At 59.8% G+C, this 18,064-nt stretch carries 17 protein-coding genes; 7 read left to right on the forward strand and 10 right to left on the reverse strand.

Annotation, left to right across the window (positions count from 1 at the left end; genetic code table 11):
- Positions 1-99: 99 nt before the first annotated feature.
- Positions 100-2,226, reverse strand: coding sequence for a DNA helicase RecQ (gene recQ / locus RB216_RS20815; RefSeq protein ID WP_016976542.1), 2,127 nt, complete (start codon positions 2,224-2,226; stop codon positions 100-102).
- Between the two features lie 275 nt (positions 2,227-2,501).
- On the opposite strand from recQ, the gene RB216_RS20820 reads away from it, so the two are divergent.
- The 3 genes from RB216_RS20820 (at position 2,502) to RB216_RS20830 (ending at position 7,061) form a co-directional block, all read left to right on the forward strand.
- Entirely contained in the window at positions 2,502-3,089 is a 588-nt protein-coding gene (locus RB216_RS20820) for a UPF0149 family protein (protein ID WP_028617351.1), read from the forward strand.
- A gap of 20 nt (positions 3,090-3,109) precedes the next feature.
- On the forward strand, positions 3,110-3,517 hold the full coding sequence (locus tag RB216_RS20825; protein ID WP_308907819.1) for a YbaN family protein: 408 nt from the start codon (positions 3,110-3,112) through the stop codon (positions 3,515-3,517).
- Positions 3,518-3,590: 73 nt separating this feature from the next.
- On the forward strand, positions 3,591-7,061 hold the full coding sequence (locus RB216_RS20830; protein ID WP_236318671.1) for a hybrid sensor histidine kinase/response regulator: 3,471 nt from the start codon (positions 3,591-3,593) through the stop codon (positions 7,059-7,061).
- 107 nt (positions 7,062-7,168) lie between these two features.
- Here RB216_RS20830 and RB216_RS20835 read toward each other — a convergent pair whose 3' ends face one another.
- Complete coding sequence (locus RB216_RS20835) at positions 7,169-8,533, reverse strand: DNA recombination protein RmuC (protein ID WP_174890966.1); 1,365 nt, start codon at positions 8,531-8,533, stop codon at positions 7,169-7,171.
- A 175-nt stretch (positions 8,534-8,708) separates the two neighbouring features.
- Positions 8,709-9,032 carry an SEL1-like repeat protein gene (locus tag RB216_RS20840; protein WP_025855837.1) on the reverse strand — a complete coding sequence of 108 codons (324 nt, stop codon included), beginning with the start codon at positions 9,030-9,032 and terminating at the stop codon, positions 8,709-8,711.
- A gap of 457 nt (positions 9,033-9,489) precedes the next feature.
- On the opposite strand from RB216_RS20840, the gene RB216_RS20845 reads away from it, so the two are divergent.
- The 4 genes from RB216_RS20845 (at position 9,490) to RB216_RS20860 (ending at position 12,658) form a co-directional block, all read left to right on the forward strand.
- Positions 9,490-9,795, forward strand: a complete 306-nt coding sequence (locus tag RB216_RS20845) for a hypothetical protein (protein WP_028617356.1) — start codon at positions 9,490-9,492, stop codon at positions 9,793-9,795.
- A 443-nt stretch (positions 9,796-10,238) separates the two neighbouring features.
- Positions 10,239-10,463 (forward strand): hypothetical protein, encoded by a 225-nt coding sequence (locus RB216_RS20850; RefSeq protein ID WP_005790139.1) that lies wholly within the window; start codon positions 10,239-10,241, stop codon positions 10,461-10,463.
- Between the two features lie 282 nt (positions 10,464-10,745).
- Positions 10,746-11,228, forward strand: coding sequence for a hypothetical protein (locus RB216_RS20855; protein ID WP_308907820.1), 483 nt, complete (start codon positions 10,746-10,748; stop codon positions 11,226-11,228).
- Between the two features lie 146 nt (positions 11,229-11,374).
- A complete protein-coding gene (locus RB216_RS20860; protein WP_068937109.1) occupies positions 11,375-12,658 on the forward strand; it encodes an OmpP1/FadL family transporter in 1,284 nt (427 codons plus the stop codon).
- A gap of 65 nt (positions 12,659-12,723) precedes the next feature.
- Here RB216_RS20860 and RB216_RS20865 read toward each other — a convergent pair whose 3' ends face one another.
- The 7 genes from RB216_RS20865 to cobU all read right to left on the reverse strand — a co-directional run bounded on the left by RB216_RS20865 (position 12,724) and on the right by cobU (position 18,012).
- Entirely contained in the window at positions 12,724-13,275 is a 552-nt protein-coding gene (locus RB216_RS20865) for a glutathione peroxidase (protein ID WP_028617359.1), read from the reverse strand.
- Between the two features lie 150 nt (positions 13,276-13,425).
- Positions 13,426-14,625 (reverse strand): MFS transporter, encoded by a 1,200-nt coding sequence (locus RB216_RS20870; RefSeq protein WP_163002072.1) that lies wholly within the window; start codon positions 14,623-14,625, stop codon positions 13,426-13,428.
- A 63-nt stretch (positions 14,626-14,688) separates the two neighbouring features.
- Complete coding sequence (locus RB216_RS20875; RefSeq protein WP_016976530.1) at positions 14,689-15,093, reverse strand: MarR family winged helix-turn-helix transcriptional regulator; 405 nt, start codon at positions 15,091-15,093, stop codon at positions 14,689-14,691.
- 42 nt (positions 15,094-15,135) lie between these two features.
- Positions 15,136-15,864: an adenosylcobinamide-GDP ribazoletransferase gene (locus RB216_RS20880; RefSeq protein ID WP_028617361.1), complete on the reverse strand. Its 729-nt coding sequence runs from the start codon at positions 15,862-15,864 to the stop codon at positions 15,136-15,138.
- Between the two features lie 2 nt (positions 15,865-15,866).
- A complete protein-coding gene (cobC, locus tag RB216_RS20885) occupies positions 15,867-16,442 on the reverse strand; it encodes an alpha-ribazole phosphatase family protein (RefSeq protein WP_308907821.1) in 576 nt (191 codons plus the stop codon).
- The gene (gene cobT, locus RB216_RS20890) at positions 16,439-17,494 is read right to left on the reverse strand and encodes a nicotinate-nucleotide--dimethylbenzimidazole phosphoribosyltransferase (RefSeq protein WP_028617363.1); all 1,056 of its coding nucleotides are present in this window, start codon (positions 17,492-17,494) and stop codon (positions 16,439-16,441) included. The genes cobC and cobT overlap by 4 nt, the downstream gene beginning before the upstream one ends.
- Positions 17,491-18,012: a bifunctional adenosylcobinamide kinase/adenosylcobinamide-phosphate guanylyltransferase gene (gene cobU / locus RB216_RS20895; RefSeq protein WP_068937112.1), complete on the reverse strand. Its 522-nt coding sequence runs from the start codon at positions 18,010-18,012 to the stop codon at positions 17,491-17,493. Before cobU ends, cobT begins: the two co-directional genes overlap by 4 nt.
- Positions 18,013-18,064: the final 52 nt, after the last annotated feature.

The raw sequence follows: 18,064 nt of genomic DNA on the forward strand, positions 1-18,064 counted from the left end.
AAAATAAAGTGTGGCTAATTATTAGTCAGCTAAGCATGAGCTTTGCCCATAGGCAAGAGTTGCTATGTACTGATTCGTTACATTGTCGTAATTGGCGCACTAAATCTCGAATTCAGACTGCAAAGCCGCCCGCACGCAGTACAAGACACCTTCAGGAACACGCCCCGTAAACAGCGGTGCAATCTCCGCAACAGGTGGCAATTCGCCCTCTCCGTCCAGGAACGCATCCTGGATTTCGCCGAGCAGATCCTCTGGCAAATCAAGCGCCTGCTCCAACGACAACTGCTGCTTGCCAATGGATTCGGCAAGCAAGGTGTAGACGTTCTTCTCCGAGCATTGCAACTGGCCGGCGATCTGGATCGGGGTCATGCCAGCGCGTGCCAGGCTGATTAGTTCGTGGCGAATATCGGCGACTTCCTTCGGTGCTTCGGCCTGGCCGCCGAGCACTTCGAGGAACGCCTGGCCGTAGCGCTCCAGCTTGCGTGCACCGACGCCGCTGACCCTGGCCATTTCCGACATAGTCGTAGGTTGCTCGCGCAACATCTCCAACAGCGTCGAGTCGGGGAAAATAACGTACGGCGGCACGCTGTGTTCCTGGGCCAGTTTGCGGCGCAGGGTGCGCAGGGCTTCCCACTGTTCGCGTTCTTCGCCACGTACAAGCTGACTGGCCTGGCTGGTGCTGGTCTTGGCGGTGGTCTGCGGCTTGAGGTCGCGGCGCAGCTCCAGCGTCACTTCCCCCTTGAGCAGCGGACGACAACTGTCGTTCAAGCGGAGGCCGCCGTACCCTTCGATGTCGATATCCACCAGGCCGCGCGCCACCATCTGCCGGAACAGCGAGCGCCACTCGCCTTCGGCGCGGGCCTTGCCGACGCCGTAGACCGAGAGTTTTTCATGGCCGAAGCTGCGTACTTTCTCGTTGTCCTTGCCCAGCAACACATCCACCAAGTGACCGACGCCATAACGCTGGCCGGTGCGATAGATGGCGGACAAACCCTGGCGCGCCGGCTCGGTGGCGTCCCAGGTCTGCACGCCGTCGGTGCAGTTATCACAGTGGCCACAGGGTTCGGGCATGTCTTCGTCGAAATACGCCAGCAAGGTCTGGCGGCGGCAGCGAGTCTCTTCGCACAGCGAGAGCATGGCGTCGAGTTTGTGCTGCTCCAGGCGCTTGTGGCGCTCGTCGCCCTCGGAGTTCTGCAACATCTGCTTAAGCATCACCACGTCTTGCAGGCCGTAGACCATCCACGCATCCGCCGGCAAACCGTCACGGCCGGCACGCCCGGTTTCCTGGTAGTACGCCTCAAGGGATTTGGGCAGGTCCATGTGCGCAACGAAGCGCACGTTGGATTTGTCGATGCCCATGCCGAACGCGATGGTGGCGACCATGATCAGGCCTTCCTCGTTGAGGAAGCGCTTCTGGTGAGCCGAACGCGTGTCGTTGGGCAGGCCGGCGTGATAGGGCAGCGCCGGGTAGCCTTGCTCGCAGAGAAACGCAGCCACTTCATCGACCTTCTTGCGCGACAGGCAATAGACGATGCCCGCATCGCTGCGTCGCTCGGAAAGGAACGCCAGCAACTGTTTGCGCGGCTGCTCCTTGGGCACGATGCGGTAGAAAATGTTCGGTCGGTCGAAGCTCGACAGGAAGCGCTCGGCGTTCTGCAGGTGCAGGCGCTCGACGATTTCTTCGCGGGTACGCTTGTCGGCAGTGGCGGTCAGCGCAATACGCGGCACATCGGGAAACAGCTCCGCCAATTGGCCGAGCTGCAAATACTCGCGGCGGAAGTCATGACCCCATTGGGAGACGCAATGGGCTTCATCGATGGCGAACAGGGCGATTTCCAGGCTCTGTAAAAACGCCAGCATGCGCGGCTGCACCAGACGCTCGGGCGCCAGGTACAGCATCTTCACTTCACCGCGCTTGATGCGAGCGGCGAGGTCACGCTGCTGTTCGGCACTGAGGGTGGAGTTCAACGATGCGGCGGCGACACCCAGCTCTTCCAGGGTTGCCACCTGGTCGTCCATCAATGCAATCAAAGGCGACACCACCACGGCCAGGCCATTGCGCAACAGCGCCGGCACCTGGAAGCACAACGATTTACCGCCGCCGGTAGGCATCAGTACCAGTGCGTCACCGCCACTGGCCACGCGCTCAATGATCGCACCCTGGCGGCCACGAAAACTGTCGTAGCCGAAGATGTCCTTGAGGACGCGTTGTGCCTGCTCGAGCATGTAAAACTCCAAAATAGTGCCGAAATCCCTCTGTACAGGCTGGCCGAAAAAAACCGCTTTCACGGGAAATAATCCGTAAGCGAAGTTTTCGCGCACTGGGCTTGGCCTGCAAGGGCATCACAAAACGCGGCAGTATACCCGAGCGTTACCCGCCAAAGGGCGCCACTGACGAATAGCGGGCGCTATCTAAAACCTGGCAAATATGCAGTGCGGCTGGCCTGTGCGCTCAAGAAAGCCTAGAATTCAGCATCGTTTATTCCCAAGGTAGTCCTTCAATGTCCTTCGCTGAGCAACTAACCCGCCTGCAAGCCTTCCTCGACGCCGATGAGCTGCATGACGAGGCGCTGGACTACGTGGCCGCCCACGGCTACCTGACCGCCCTGTCGATCTGCTCCGACGTCGTCCCCGACCGTGAATGGATCGATGCACTGTTCGCCGAAGAGCCGCACTACGCCGATGCTGCCCAACGCGAAGAAATCGAATCCACCCTGCTGGCCCTCAAGGCCCACATCGGTCGCCAACTGGCCTCCGACGAGGAATTCGAGCTGCCATGCGAACTGGACCTGGGCGAAGAACCGGATGATTCCGACCTGCGCGGCTGGTGCATCGGCTTCATGGAAGGCGTGTTCCTGCGCGAAGCCGCCTGGTTTGAAACCGCCGAGGAAGAAGTCAGCGAAATGCTGCTGCCGATCATGGTCGGTTCGGGCTTGTTCGACGACCAGCCTGAGTTCGCCGACATCGCTGCCGACGCCAACCTGATGGACGACATGATCGTTCAGATCCCGGAAGCCCTGACCGCGCTGTACCTGCTTTGCAACGCACCTGACGAAAAACCGGCGATCCTCAAGCCACGTCACCACTGAGTCGCTTGCCCGTGACACCCATGGGCAATCGCTCTCTGCTCCTGCGCTACCTGCTCCTGGCCATCGGCTGGCTCAGTGTAGCGTTGGGGGTGATCGGCATTTTCCTACCGGTATTGCCGACTACGCCCTTCCTGCTACTCGCCGCCGCCTGCTTCGCCCGTAGCTCCCCGCGTTTCTACCATTGGCTGGTGCAACACCCGCGCTTGGGGCCGTGGATCCGTGACTACCTGGATGGCAATGGCATTCCCCTCAAAGGCAAGGTCTACGCCATCGGTTTGATGTGGTTGAGCATTGGCGTGTCCTGCTACCTGGTGCCACTGCCGTGGGCGCGCGGGTTCATGCTGACCAGCGCGGTTCTGGTGACGATCTATATCCTGCGCCAAAAGACCCTGCGACATAAGAACCCACACGACCTTGGTCGACACTGACTAACCCCAGGCATTCTGCGAGACTGTCCAACCGGGCCTGGAATGCCTGGGTGTTCTTATGTGCGGAGTTACCATGACGTTGTCCAGCGGGCTGATCGCCGCCGTTGCCCTGGCCTATATGGCCATTATGTTTGCCATCGCCTTCTACGGTGACCGCCGCCGCGCGCCATTGCCGCCGCGCATGCGCGCCTGGGTGTACAGCCTGTCGCTGGCTGTTTACTGCACCAGTTGGACATTCTTCGGCGCTGTAGGTCAGGCTGCCGAGCAGCTGTGGGCATTTTTACCGATCTACCTGGGACCGGTACTGTTGCTGGTGCTGGCCCCTTGGGTGCTGCAGAAGATGATTCTGATCAGCAAGCAGGAAAACATCACCTCCATTGCTGACTTTATTGCCGCGCGCTACGGCAAGTCCCAATCCTTGGCCGTGGTGGTTGCACTGATCTGCCTGGTCGGCGTGCTGCCTTATATTGCCCTGCAACTCAAAGGCATCGTGCTGGGGGTCAACCTGCTGATCGGTGCCGGGGCCGACACCACGGGCACCCGCGCCCAGGACACCGCGCTGATCGTGTCGCTAGTGCTGGCGCTGTTCACCATTGTGTTTGGTACGCGCAATCTCGATGCCACGGAACACCACCGTGGCATGGTGCTGGCGATTGCCTTTGAATCGCTGGTCAAGCTGTTTGCGTTTCTGGCGGTCGGCGCGTTTGTGACCTACGGCCTGTACGACGGTTTCGGCGACCTGTTCAGCCAGGCCATGCTCGCGCCACGGCTGGAGGAATACTGGAAAGAGACCGTCAACTGGCCCTCCATGGTGGTGCAGACCGGCGTGGCCATGATGGCGATCATCTGCCTGCCCCGGCAATTCCACGTCACGGTGGTGGAGAACATCGACCCCCAGGACCTGCGCCTGGCTAAGTGGGTGTTTCCCGCCTATCTGATTCTTGCCGCACTGTTTGTAGTACCGATCGCCTTGGGCGGCAAGATGATGCTGCCCAGCTCGGTACTGCCGGACTCCTACGTGATCAGCCTGCCGATGGCCGAAGCTCATCCCGCGCTGGCCGTGCTGGCATTTATCGGTGGCGCATCAGCCGCCACCGGCATGGTCATCGTGGCGAGCATCGCCTTGTCGACCATGGTGTCCAACGACATGCTGCTGCCCTGGCTGCTGCGTCGTTCCAGCGCCGAGCGGCCGTTCGAAGTGTTCCGCCACTGGATGCTGTCGGTACGCCGGGTGAGCATCGTGATCATTCTGTTGCTGGCCTACGTCAGCTATCGCTTGCTGGGCTCCACCGCGAGCCTGGCGACCATCGGCCAGATCGCCTTTGCCGCCGTGACCCAACTGGCTCCGGCCATGCTCGGTGCGCTGTATTGGAAACAGGCCAACCGACGCGGGGTGTTCGCCGGGCTGGCAGCCGGTACTTTCCTGTGGTTCTACACCTTGGTCCTACCGGTGACGGCGAAAAGCCTGGGCTGGTCCCTCAGCCTTTTCCCTGGGCTGACGTGGATGCATTCCCACCCGCTGGGCCTGTCCGTCACGTCGTTGACCTTGGGCACCGTGTTCTCCCTGGCGGGTAACTTCACGCTGTTTGTGTGGGTGTCGATGCTGTCGCGCACGCGGGTTTCCGAGCACTGGCAAGCCGGACGTTTCATCGGTCAGGAAATCAGCCAACGCGCCAGCGCTCGCTCGATGTTGTCGGTGCAAATCAGCGACTTGCTCAGCCTGGCGGCGCGCTTTGTCGGTGAAGAGCGCGCCCAGCAAAGCTTTATCCGCTTCGCCTATCGCCAAGGCAAAGGCTTCAACCCTAACCAGAATGCCGACAATGATTGGATCGCCCACACCGAGCGGCTATTGGCTGGCGTGCTGGGGGCATCTTCGACACGTGCCGTCGTAAAAGCTGCTATCGAAGGGCGGGAAATGCAGCTGGAAGACGTAGTCCGCATCGCCGACGAAGCGTCGGAAGTGCTGCAATTCAACCGCGCGCTGCTACAAGGCGCCATCGAGAACATCACCCAGGGCATCAGCGTAGTCGACCAGTCCCTCAAACTGGTGGCCTGGAACCGGCGTTATCTTGAGCTGTTCAATTACCCGGACGGGCTGATCAGCGTCGGCCGACCGATTGCCGACATCATCCGCTACAACGCCGAACGCGGGCTGTGCGGGCCGGGCGAGGCCGAAGTGCATGTGGCGCGACGCCTGCATTGGATGCGCCAAGGCCGTGCGCACACCTCCGAGCGCTTGTTCCCCAATGGTCGGGTGATCGAGCTGATCGGCAACCCGATGCCCGGGGGCGGTTTTGTTATGAGTTTCACCGACATTACCGCGTTCCGCGAAGCCGAGCAGGCGCTCACCGAGGCCAACGAAGGTTTGGAACAACGGGTGACCGAGCGTACCCATGAACTGTCGCAACTCAATGTGGCGCTCACCGATGCCAAGGGCGTGGCCGAGTCCGCCAGCCAGTCGAAGACGCGTTTCCTGGCGGCCGTCAGCCATGACCTGATGCAACCCTTGAATGCCGCACGGCTGTTTTCCGCTGCCCTCTCCCACCAGAACGACGGACTGTCCAGCGAAGCCCGGCAATTGGTGCAGCACCTGGACAGCTCACTGCGCTCTGCCGAAGACCTGATCAGCGACCTGCTGGATATCTCACGCCTGGAAAACGGCAAGATCAATCCGCAACGCCAGCCGTTTGTACTCAACGAACTGTTCGACACCTTGGGCGCAGAGTTTAAAGCGCTGGCCCAAGAGCAAGGCTTGCGTTTCCGCCTGCGCGGCAGTCACTTGCGCGTCGACAGCGACATCAAGTTGCTGCGGCGCATCCTGCAGAATTTTCTCACCAACGCTTTCCGTTATGCCGACGGCCCAGTGCTGCTTGGCGTACGCCGACGCAAGGGCGAGCTGTGCCTGGAAGTGTGGGACCGTGGCCCCGGTATCCCGCTGGATAAACAGAAGGTGATCTTCGAAGAATTCAAGCGCCTGGACAGCCACCAGACCCGCGCGGAGAAAGGCCTGGGGCTGGGCCTGGCAATCGCCGACGGCTTGTGTCGGGTGCTCGGCCATCGGTTGAGCGTGCGTTCATGGCCAGGCAAAGGCAGCGTGTTCAGCGTGCGTGTGCCGTTAGCGCGCAACCAGGCCAGCCCGCAGGTCAAGACGCCACAGGAAACCGGACTGCCGTTGAGCGGTGCACAAGTGCTGTGTGTGGATAATGAAGAGAGCATCCTGATCGGCATGCGCAGCCTGTTGACGCGCTGGGGCTGTGAAGTGTGGACCGCCACCGACCAGGCGCAATGCGCGGCGTTGCTCGCCGACGGTGTGCGCCCGCAACTGGCACTGGTGGACTACCACCTGGACCATGGCGAAACCGGCACTGAGCTGATGGGTTGGTTGCGCGCACAATTGGCCGAGCCGATTCCCGGCGTGGTGATCAGCGCCGACGGCCGACCGGAGATGGTGGCCGAGGTGCATGCGGCGGGGTTGGATTACCTGGCCAAGCCGGTGAAGCCTGCAGCGTTGCGGGCACTTTTAAGCAGACACCTACCTCTGTAGGAGCGAGCTTGCTCGCGAAGAACGCACAGGCAACACGGTCATTCAAAATGCCCGCGTTATCGTTGACGTTTTTCGCGAGCAAGCTCGCTCCTACAAAAGGCGATCGTTTATTCAGGCAGATGGGCCACGCCATCTGAATCCGTCATCGCCCGCTCCAGCAAATCAGCCGGCAGGCTTTTACTCGCCCGAGCACCCAGCAAGCGCAATTGCTCGGTGCGGCTGACCAGATTTCCGCGTCCATCTGTCAGCTTGTTTCGCGCCGCGCTGTAAGCCTTATCCAACTGCTGCAAGCGGTTGCCCACTTCGTCCAGGTCCTGGATGAACAGTACGAACTTGTCGTACAGCCACCCGGCGCGTTCGGCGATTTCCCGGGCGTTCTGGCTCTGACGTTCCTGCTTCCACAAGCTGTCGATCACGCGCAGGGTCGCGAGCAAGGTGGTCGGGCTGACGATCACGATGTGGCGGTCAAACGCTTCCTGGAACAGGTTGGGCTCGGCCTGCAATGCAGCAGAAAACGCCGCCTCGATGGGCACGAACAGCAACACGAAATCCAGGCTGTGCAAGCCTTCGAGGCGTTTGTAATCCTTACCGGCCAAGCCTTTGACGTGGTTTCGCAGCGATAGCACATGCTGCTTCAGGGCCGCCTGGCCGATAACTTCATCCTCCGCCGCAACGTACTGTTGATACGCAGTGAGACTGACCTTGGAGTCCACCACCACCTGCTTGTCGCCGGGCAACATGATCAATACATCGGGCTGGAACCGCTCGCCATCCGGGCCTTTGAGGCTGACCTGGGTCTGGTATTCACGGCCCTTCTCCAGGCCTGCATGTTCCAGCACCCGTTCAAGGATCAGCTCTCCCCAGTTACCTTGGGTTTTCTGGCCCTTGAGCGCGCGGGTCAGGTTGGTCGCCTCGTCCGACAGACGCAGGTTGAGTTGCTGTAGGCGCTCCAGCTCTTTAGCCAGGGAAAAACGCTCGCGCGCCTCGTTCTGATAGCTTTCTTCCACGCGTTTTTCGAAGGACTGGATGCGCTCCTTCAGCGGGTCGAGCAATTGGCCCAGGCGTTCCTGACTGGTTTCGGCGAAGCGCTGTTCACGCTCATCGAAGATCTTGCCGGCCAGCTCGGCGAATTGCGCACGTAGCTCATCGCGCGAGCCTTGCAGGTCGGTGAGGCGTTGTTGATGGCTGTCCTGCTGTTCACGCAATTCGGCGCGCAAGGCGGCCGACAATGCATCGAGGCGACGCAGCTCGGTTTCCTTGGCGCTGCGATCAAGGTTCCAGGCGTGGGCAGCATCGCGGGCGTTGTCACGATCGATTTGCAGCAACTCGACCTCGCGGCGTACTGCTGCGAGATCGGCTTGCTTGGCGGCGTTGGCCTGGCTCAAGTCGCTGATTTCATCGCGGCTGGCATCCAGCTGTGCGGCCAGGCCTTCCTGGGCCAGCTGTGCAGTGGCCAAACGCTCCTCGAGCAACTCCCAGCCAGTCATGCGTGCGGTCAACCGTCGCTGGAGCTGCCAGCACACGGCCAGTAAAGGCACGGCAGCGCCAGCCAGGCCCAGGGCAATACTGGTCCAGTCAAAAACCATAGACATGTCTGCCATCACCGAAAAAAAACAAGGTTAGCGGAGCACAGGGCCTGAGGACAGCTCAGTCTTCGACCTGGCCCAATTCGCGCTGGGCGCGGCGGTCACCGGCACGGGCGGCCAGGCGTAGCAGGTCGTGGCCGATGCGGCGGTCGCGGGCATTCCCGCATTCGCGGCACATCAGTTGGCCCAGGCGGCTCTGTGCAGCGACCACACCTTCCCGGGCTGGCTGCTTGAGCAAACGCCCGGCGAAATGCTTGACGTTGGTGTTGTGGCCCAGGCGAGGACTGTCGAGCAACCACAAAGCAACTTTCAAGGAGAAGCGCTTGGGGGCGGTAACAGTTTGAGGAGTGTCGGTAACAGAAGGTGATACTGAGCGAAACTTCATAAAGCACTGTGGGACAGAACGGAAGGCGCGCCACTCTACTCTTTTTTTCGCACAGGTAAAGCTGAAAAAACTCTGCACGCCCGTTCTAGAGCAAGCGCTCGGGACAATCCACAGAAGCTGTGGATAACTCAGTGGACAACCCTCCTTTAACTCGCGCAAAGCCCCATGGAATGGGGGCCGCAGTCAAACTGACGATTTTTTCACCAATAAAAAAAAGCCAGATTTTTCATTGACTTAAATTTTCATTGCAGGCAAATGGCGGCCTCGCAGTGCAGTTGACAGTGCGGTTACACACGCCGCAACCAATGTGCACAAGTACCCATCCGATGGTTATATCACCGGTGTTTTTTGAAGCCACTCGCTACAAAAATGTTACCGCAGGGACAAATCAGGGACTTCTCAAATCTTTCCCGGCTCGCCACACTCCCCGACCTACAACGCAAAAATGGGTGGGTTGATGAAAGGGATTCTGTTATTCGCCGTATTGCTGCTGGCGATCTGCGCCGTTTCCTTGGGGATCAATGCAGCACTGCCGTCACCGGATGGGGCGCTGTTCGCCATTGCGATCCTGCTGTCGGCGGCGTTCACTGCCGTGAGCCTGTGCATCGAACTGGGCGAAGGGCGGATAAACGACATGGGCGACGTGATGAAAGTGGTCGAGACCGGCCAATCCTTACGTCTGACCCTTGCCGCCTACGGGCTGGGCTGTTCACTGGCGGCAGCGACTACGGTGCTGGTCTATCGAGGCCTGCTGGGCGGCTGATGAAAGTTTTTTGACTGACATACTTCCCTTACCGGTTTCAATCCGTTACTATCCGCAGCGTTAGTACCAAGCTGAAAGTCAATTCTGGTCGAACAACTCCCTTGTCCAACACGGGATCGACCACCTCGATGGTTTCCAGGTATCACTTGCGACGACACTGCCTTTGAAGAAGCAAAGGGTGGCGCGAAGTTTCCATACTCTGACCGAACCAACCTGCAAATTGATCAGGATCTTCACCCCGGGCCCAGAACCTTTGCCCCTGTTGTGTTGCCTGCCCTCCTAAGTACCTACCTGCCAGCCCAAGCGCGCCTAACTTATCAGCGCTTCAAACTGGCTGCTTTGTTCCAGTCGGTTTCTTCGTTCGATCAATCGTGGTCAACGTCGCTGGAACGTTTTAATACGGCACGGTTCTTATCTGTGTCATTTGTAGGAACACCAATAATATGAACGCTCAAATCCATACTCAGGATGCCATTCGCACCCTCACCAACGCTTTTGCTCCAATGAACTGCCTGATCATGGCCGCTCGCAAAGGCTGCTTCAGCTTCACCCTGGTCAACGAACACGGCATCGCTCGTCACAGCGAACGCCTGTACCCCGATCAATACTCCAGCGCAGAACCGCTGCAGGCCGTGATCGAGCGTACCCGTCAGGCACTGACTGCCTGATCGACCCGAGTCGCTGAAACACAAAAACCCTGTTTAAAAAGCAGGGTTTTTTATTGCCCGGAATTTGCCAATTGAGCTTTTGCACTAAGTTCAAATAGATATAAACGTTATAACTAAATGAAGAAGATGTTTTAAAAACAGTCCTTTACATCACAAATATGACACTACACTTCAACTCAAGCGGCATGATCCGCTTCCGGCGAGCCTGAGATCCGATCCACTGCTGCCAAGCCCCCACACCTTCTCAGGCTTCGTCGACCACTTTCACGGATTGAGGCTTGTATGGGTATCGCTGCCAGCGAATTGTGTCGTTATGTGATCCGGCCGACCTTGATGTACCTGGGCCGCCACAACCCAACGGCCGAGTCTCTGCTGCTGGGCATTGCCGCCAGCCAGTCGGAACTCGGTTCCGCACTGCACGACCGCCGTGGGCATGGCCTGTACAGCATCACCGAACCGCGCCACCGCGCCTTGTGGGATGACTACCTGGCGCTGGACCCCGAGCGCGCCAGCCTGGTACGTGGGCTCGCGAGCCAGCACGCCTTCCTCAGCGCGCCGCAACTGGAACTCACCGTCAACCTGCGTTACGCCACGGCCATCGCCTGGCTTTTGGTCGAACAACACACCCCCGCACTGCCTCCGCCCGGTGATGTGCTGGCAATGGCACGTATCTGGAAAGAAATTTTTCACCCACAAGGACGGCTGCGCGATTTCACTCAAGCCTGGCAAACCTGTGTTTCACCCCTGAATCACGTGGCTTGCTGACCGGGCAATTTGCAAGATTCGCCAAAAACCCGGGAATTTGGTCGGATTGTCCTACAAAACCGCTCTATCTCCTACATTACAGCCTATAGCGCGATCTTAAAATTATTGTTACTTTCCGCAGCGGTGATCACCACGGAGTTCTAATAATGAAAAAAGTAATGCTCAAGACCACACTTAGCCTCGCCGTTGCCATGGCATCCTCCCAACTGTTTGCAAGCGGTTTTGCACTGAACGAACAGAGCGTCAGCGGGATGGGTACGGGTTTCGCAGGTCGCTCTTCTTCTGCCGATGATGCAAGCACTGTTTACGGTAACCCGGCCGGTATGGCTCGCCTGAATGGCCAGCAAATTACAGGCGGTGTTGCTGCGATTGATGCTTCGACCGATATCAAGGATGCAAGCGGCCGCCCAAGCGGCTCCAACAAAGGTGACATGGTTCCGTTCACCGCGGTGCCATTTGGTTTCTACACCAACAAACTCAATGACCAGTGGGCTATCGGCTTCGGCGTTTATGCTCCGTTCGGCCTGGTGACCGACTACGAAAGCGGCTTCCAGGGCCGTGGGTTCGGCAGCAAGAGCGAAGTGAAGGTCATGACCTTCCAGCCAACTGTCAGCTATGCGTTCAACGACCGAGTATCCATTGGCTTTGGTCCGACGATCAACCGTATTTCCGGTGTGCTCGAGTCGGATAAAACACTGGTGATTGGTGCCCCATTCGGCGACACCAACGTCAAGATCAAGGGTGACGATACTGCGCTCGGCTTCAACTTCGGCGTATTGGTCCAAGCGACCGACACCACCCGCGTCGGCCTGACCTACCATTCGAAGGTCAAGTACAAGCTGGAAGGGCACACCACCGTCAGCGGCCCGGTCCAAACTCAAACGGCCCTGCGTAATAACCGTTACGATGCCTCCTTGAAAATCGACACCCCAGAATCCTATGATCTGTCGGTGACGCAAGACCTGACTGACGCATGGAAACTGTATGGCGGTGCGACCTGGACACGCTGGAGCCGCCTGAAAGAAATCACCGTCAAAAACGAAGGCGTGACTGCCGTAAACGGTGGTGCCTTGGCACCAAGCCGAATCAGCAACATCACCGAAGAGCAAAACTGGCATGACACCTGGGCTTACGCTGTGGGTACGTCCTATCAGTTGACCAAGCAGGTAGTGCTGCGCACCGGCCTGACCTTTGACCAGTCGCCAACCAACAACAAAGATCGCTCGCCACGTATTCCTACCGGCGACCGTACGATCTTCAGCGTGGGTCTTGGCTACAAAGTGATGGATAACATGACCGTCGACCTGGCTTACTCCTACCTCAAGGAAGAAGACGTCAAGGTCAACAACACCTCCCTTCCGTCGAACTACAAAGCCAAATACCAAAACAGCGCCAACGGTTTCGGCCTGGGCATGACCTACACCTTCTGATCCAGACGGGTGTAAAAAAGCCCCGCTCTCCTGCAAAGGAGGCGGGGCTTTTTAATGGCTGACGATCAAGGCTTGGACGCTATCGCCTCCTCCACTGCCTTGATCATGTCCGGACTGTCCGGCTTGGTGAGGCTGGAAAAGTTGGCGATCACCTTGCCCTGCCGATCCACCACGTACTTGTAGAAATTCCACTTCGGCGGCGCGTCGGTCTGCTGCGCCAACACCTTGAATAGATGCACCGCGTCCGGCCCCTTGACCTTCTGTGGCTCGGTCATGGTGAAGGTCACGCCGTAATTCACGTAGCAGACCTTGGCGGTTTCTTCGCCGGTCTTGGCTTCCTGCTTGAAGTCATCCGATGGCACGCCGATCACTTCGAGCCCTTGGCCCTTGTAGCGTTGGTACAACGCTTCAAGGCCTTTGAACTGTGGTGCGAACCCGCAGAAGCTGGCGGTGTTGACGATGATCAGGGGCTTGCCGGCAAAGCGCTGGCACAGGTCGATGGATTCCTTGGCGCGCAGCTTGGGCAATTGGCCTTCCAGCAGCGGCGGGCAGCTGGCAGCCAGCGCAACGCTGCCAATAGCCATCAGGACGGGTACAGCAAGCCAACGCATCTGCATGTCGTGTGTCCTTGAAAGTTGTCAAACCACGAACTTAACAGATCGACATACCCAGTTGCATCAACGCCAGCCCGCCGTTTTGCCAGCCCCACCAGGCCAGCAACATCAAGAACAACACCGCGGCGAGTATCAACCCGCGTATCGCTATGCTCATGCCGCCTCCATCTGCGCCTGCAATCGCGCCACTGGCCGCTCGCGTACCGGCCAATTCAGGGCCGCGGCGAGCAGGCTCAGCAGGATCGCGACCTGCCAGATCAAATCGTAGTTGCCGGTTCGATCATAGACCACCCCTCCCAGCCAACCACCCAGGAACGAACCGAGTTGGTGGAACAGGAACACGATCCCACCGAGCATGGAGAGGTTTCGTACACCGAACAATGTGGCGACGGTGCCGTTGGTCAGCGGAACGGTAGACAGCCACAGGAAGCCCATCGCCATGCCAAACAGATAAGCGGTGACTTCAGTGACCGGCGCCCACAGGAACAGCACGATCACCACCGCACGCAGCAGGTACAAAGCAGTCAACAAGCGCGGCTTGGACATGCGCCCACCGAGCCAGCCGGCGGTGTAGGTGCCGAAAATATTGAATAGGCCAATCAGCGCCAGCACCGTGGTCCCGACGGTGGCCGGCAAGTGCTGATCCACCAAGTAGGCCGGCAAATGCACGCCGATAAACACCACCTGGAAACCGCAGACAAAAAAGCCGAAGGCCAACAGCCAGAAACCGGAATGGGAACAGGCTTCCTTCAAGGCTTCGCGCAAGGTTTGCTGACCCGCCACCACCGCCAGTGGTCGGTCCTTGAGCATGCTCACCAGAGGCAGGATCAGCGCCACCATCAGGCCCAGTGCCAGCAGTGCCGCAGACCAGCCCAACCAGCTGATCAAGCCCAAGGTGCCCGGCACCATGGCGAACTGACCGAACGAACCGGCAGCACTCGCGATGCCCATCGCCATGCTGCGTTTTTCCGGCGCCACAGCCCGGCCGACCACACCCAGAATCACCGAGAACGAGGTGCCGGACAGGCCGATACCAATCAGCAAGCCGGCACTTAAGGACAACGACCACGCCGAATCGGACATGCCCATCAACACCAGGCCCGCCGCATACAGGACGCCGCCGACGAACACCGCTTTAGTCGCGCCAAAGCGGTCAGCCAGGGCGCCGGTGAACGGTTGCGCCAGGCCCCAGATCAGATTCTGCAAGGCGATGGCAAAGGCGAAGGTCTCACGGCCCCAGCCGAATTCGCTGCTCATCGGTGCCAGGAACAGGCCGAAACCGTGCCGCACGCCCAACGACAACGCCAGGATCAGCGCACTCCCTACAAGAATCCATCCACTGGTGCGCCACATCGAGGTCATTTCTTATTCTCCGCTCGCGGGTATATACCCGCTTGTATTCGAACAAATCCGCGCTCAGGCGAGTTCGTCCAGCAAGGCCAACAAGGTTTCGCGTTTTTCCGCGCCGAGTTGATCGATCAATTTCTGCTGCGCCGCTTCCCAGGCGGGTAATGCTGCGGCCAGTCGTGCGACACCGTCCTCGGTCAACATCACCAGGCGGTTGCGCAGGTCATCGCCTTCCACCAACCGCACCAGGCCCTCGCCTTCCAGCACCCGCAGGTTGCGCCCCAAGGTGCTGCGATCCAGACCCATGGCTTCTGCCAGGCTGGAAATGCTCGGCTGGTCGAGGCGCTGCAAGTTACACAGCAAAGAATACTGGGCGACGTTGATCCCGAAGCCATCCAGGGCGCCGTCGTAATGCCTGCTGACGCCACGGGCGGCACGTCGCAGGTTGGTACATAAACATTGGGAGGCAAGCATGGAAGGTGTATATACCCGCGATTAAGGAAATGCAAGAAAGTGTTACAGCGCCAGGCCGACCAGAACCGCGACTTCCAGCAGCTCCAGCAAGGCGCCTGCGGTATCGCCCGTGGTGCCACCCAGCCGATTGACCATCAGTTGGCGCAGCCCCAGGAAGCAGATCACAGCGAGCAGTACAGCCATCCCGCCACTGAAGCCGCCAATGAGGATGCAGGCCAGACCACTGAGGATCAGTACCTGTTGACCGACAATTCTCGGTAAATGATCCGACAATGCCTGGCCCAATCCACCGGCACGCACATAACGCGTGGTGAGAAACAGTGCCAGCATCGAGGCGCGGCCGATCAGCGGCGCCAGGATCAGTGCCGCGCCGTTGTGTTGCTCAATCAAGGCTACCAACGCGGTGAACTTGAGCAGCAGCACCAACCCGAGGGTGACTACGGCAATCGGCCCGCTACGTGGGTCCTTCATGATTGTCAGCGTACGCTCGCGGTCGCCAAAACCGCCGAGCCAGGCATCGGCGCTGTCCGCCAATCCGTCCAGGTGCAGGCCACCACTGAGCAACACCCAGGCCGCCAGCAGCAGTGCGGCATGCAGCAACAACGGCGCGCCCATCAATACCGAATTCAAGCCCCACAACAGCACACCGAACAACACACCCACGACCGGATAAAACAGCAGTGAACGCCCCAATTCCTGAGGCTGCGGCATACCCGGCAAGCGAATCGGCAAACTGCTGAGAAACTGCAGGGCGATCCAGAAGGGCAACATGTCTAAACCCCCTCCTTCAGGGCGCCGTCAGCGGCGACGTACAGACTGAACAACCCGCCATGGCCCACTTCGACGTTCAGCAATTGCTCCCTCGGCAAACCACGCGCTCGCGCCAGTAGCAGACGCATGACACCGCCATGACTGATCAACAACACACGCTCACCGGCATAGGCCTGATGCAAGCGTGCGACAGCGCCCAGGACCCGGTCGGAAAAAGCGCTGACCGGCTCCCCCTCCGGTGGCGTAAAGCGGTAGGGATCAGCCCAGAACAACCCAAGCCCTTCGGCGTCGGTCTCCATCAAGGCCGCCGCGCTCTGCCCTTCCCAGGCACCGAAGTGCAACTCTTGCAGATCCTTTTCCAGGATCACCGGCAGCTTCAGTTGAGCCCCCAACTCCTCGGCAAACCGCGCGCAGCGTTGCAGCGGCGAGCTGACCAGTCGGTCCCACGGCCCCTGTTCCATCACGGCCGCGCGCATCTGCGCCCAGCCGTTGGCGGTGAGTGCATCATCCAGACTGCCGCGCAGGCCGCCGCCCAGTTCGGTTTCGCCGTGACGCAGCAGGTCCAGGCGCAGGGTCATGCCGGGCGGTCTGCCACGGCGGCTTCGGCGAAGGTCGCCATCTGCCCGTGCAATGCACACGCCAGACGCACCACCGGAACCGCCAACGCCGCGCCACTGCCTTCGCCCAAGCGCAGGCCCAGTTCCAGCAGCGGCTGCGCGTCGAGGCTTTGCAACACATGGCGATGACCCGGCTCGGCGCCGCGATGACCGAACAGCAGCCATTCACGGCATGCCGGGTTCAAGCGTGTCGCGACCAGCGCCGCAACGGTACAGATAAAGCCATCCACCAGCACCACGATGCCGTCCTGGGCGCAGGCCAGGTATGCGCCCACCAGCGCAGCAATTTCAAAGCCGCCCAGATTGAACAGCGTCTGCAACGCATCAGCACGCTGACCGGCGTGCAGCGCCAGGGCACGCTCGATCACGGCCACCTTGTGGCTGACGCCTTGGGCATTCAAACCCGTACCGGGCCCCGTGAGATCACTGACCTGACAATCGAGCAAAGCACACGCCAGCGCACTGGCGGCGGTGGTGTTGCCGATGCCCATCTCACCGCCGATAAACAGCTGCGCCCCGCTCGCCAATGCACGTCGCACACTGTCGCGGCCGGCTTGCAGGGCGAGCTGCCCCTGTGCCTCGGTCATCGCCGGACCGTTGACGAAATTGGCGGTGCCCGCGCCGATATTCAGGTGACGCACACCGGGCAGGTCCAGAGACGGCGTGACCGTGCCGAGGTCGACCACTTCCAGCTGTGCGTCCAGCTGCCGCGCCAACACACTGATGGCCGCACCACCGCTGACAAAGTTGAGCAGCATCTGCCCGGTGACTTCCTGAGGAAACGCCGACACGCCTTCCGCGACCACGCCGTGGTCACCGGCGAAGATGGCAATCCACACGTGATCCACCAAAGGTTTGACCTGGCCCTGCATGCCCGCCAATTGCACCGCCAGCGCCTCCAGCTGGCCGAGGGAGCCGGCCGGCTTGGTCAATTGCTGCTGGCGTGCCAGAGCGTGTTCATACGCTTGCACGTCGATCGCTTTACAAGGGTTGAACCACCATGTGTCAGTCATAACGCAGTACCTTTCAAAGTCAGGGGCAGGCCGGCAACCGTCAGGACAACACGCTGACAGCGCTCGGCCAAGGCTTGATGCAGCCAACCGGCTTCATCCACATAGCGGCGAGTCAATTCGCCCAGCGGCACGACACCCAGACCGGTCTCGTTGCTGACAAAAATGATTTCACCCGGCAGCGTGGCCAGGGTTTCCAGCAATTGATCGCGCTCAGCGGCCAGACGATTCGGGTCTTCGAGCATCAGCAGATTAGTCAGCCACAGGGTCAGGCAGTCCACCAGCAGGCACTGCGCAGGTGCCGCGTTTTCGCGCAGCACGCGAGCCAGTTCGACGGGTTCTTCGATGAGGCCCCAATGCTCGGGGCGACGCTGGCGATGCAAGGCGACGCGTTCATTCATCTCACCATCCAGCGGTTGGCTGGTGGCGATGTACGTGACGGTCAAACCACTGTCGCTGGCGAGTTTTTCGGCAAGGCGGCTTTTACCGGAGCGGGCGCCGCCGAGGATCAGTTGAAGCATGGGATGGCACCTTGGGTTGGCTGAAATGTATCGGCCATCAGGCCGCCTTCGC

Source organism: Pseudomonas canadensis, assembly GCF_030980095.1.
Classification (GTDB): domain Bacteria; phylum Pseudomonadota; class Gammaproteobacteria; order Pseudomonadales; family Pseudomonadaceae; genus Aquipseudomonas; species Aquipseudomonas canadensis.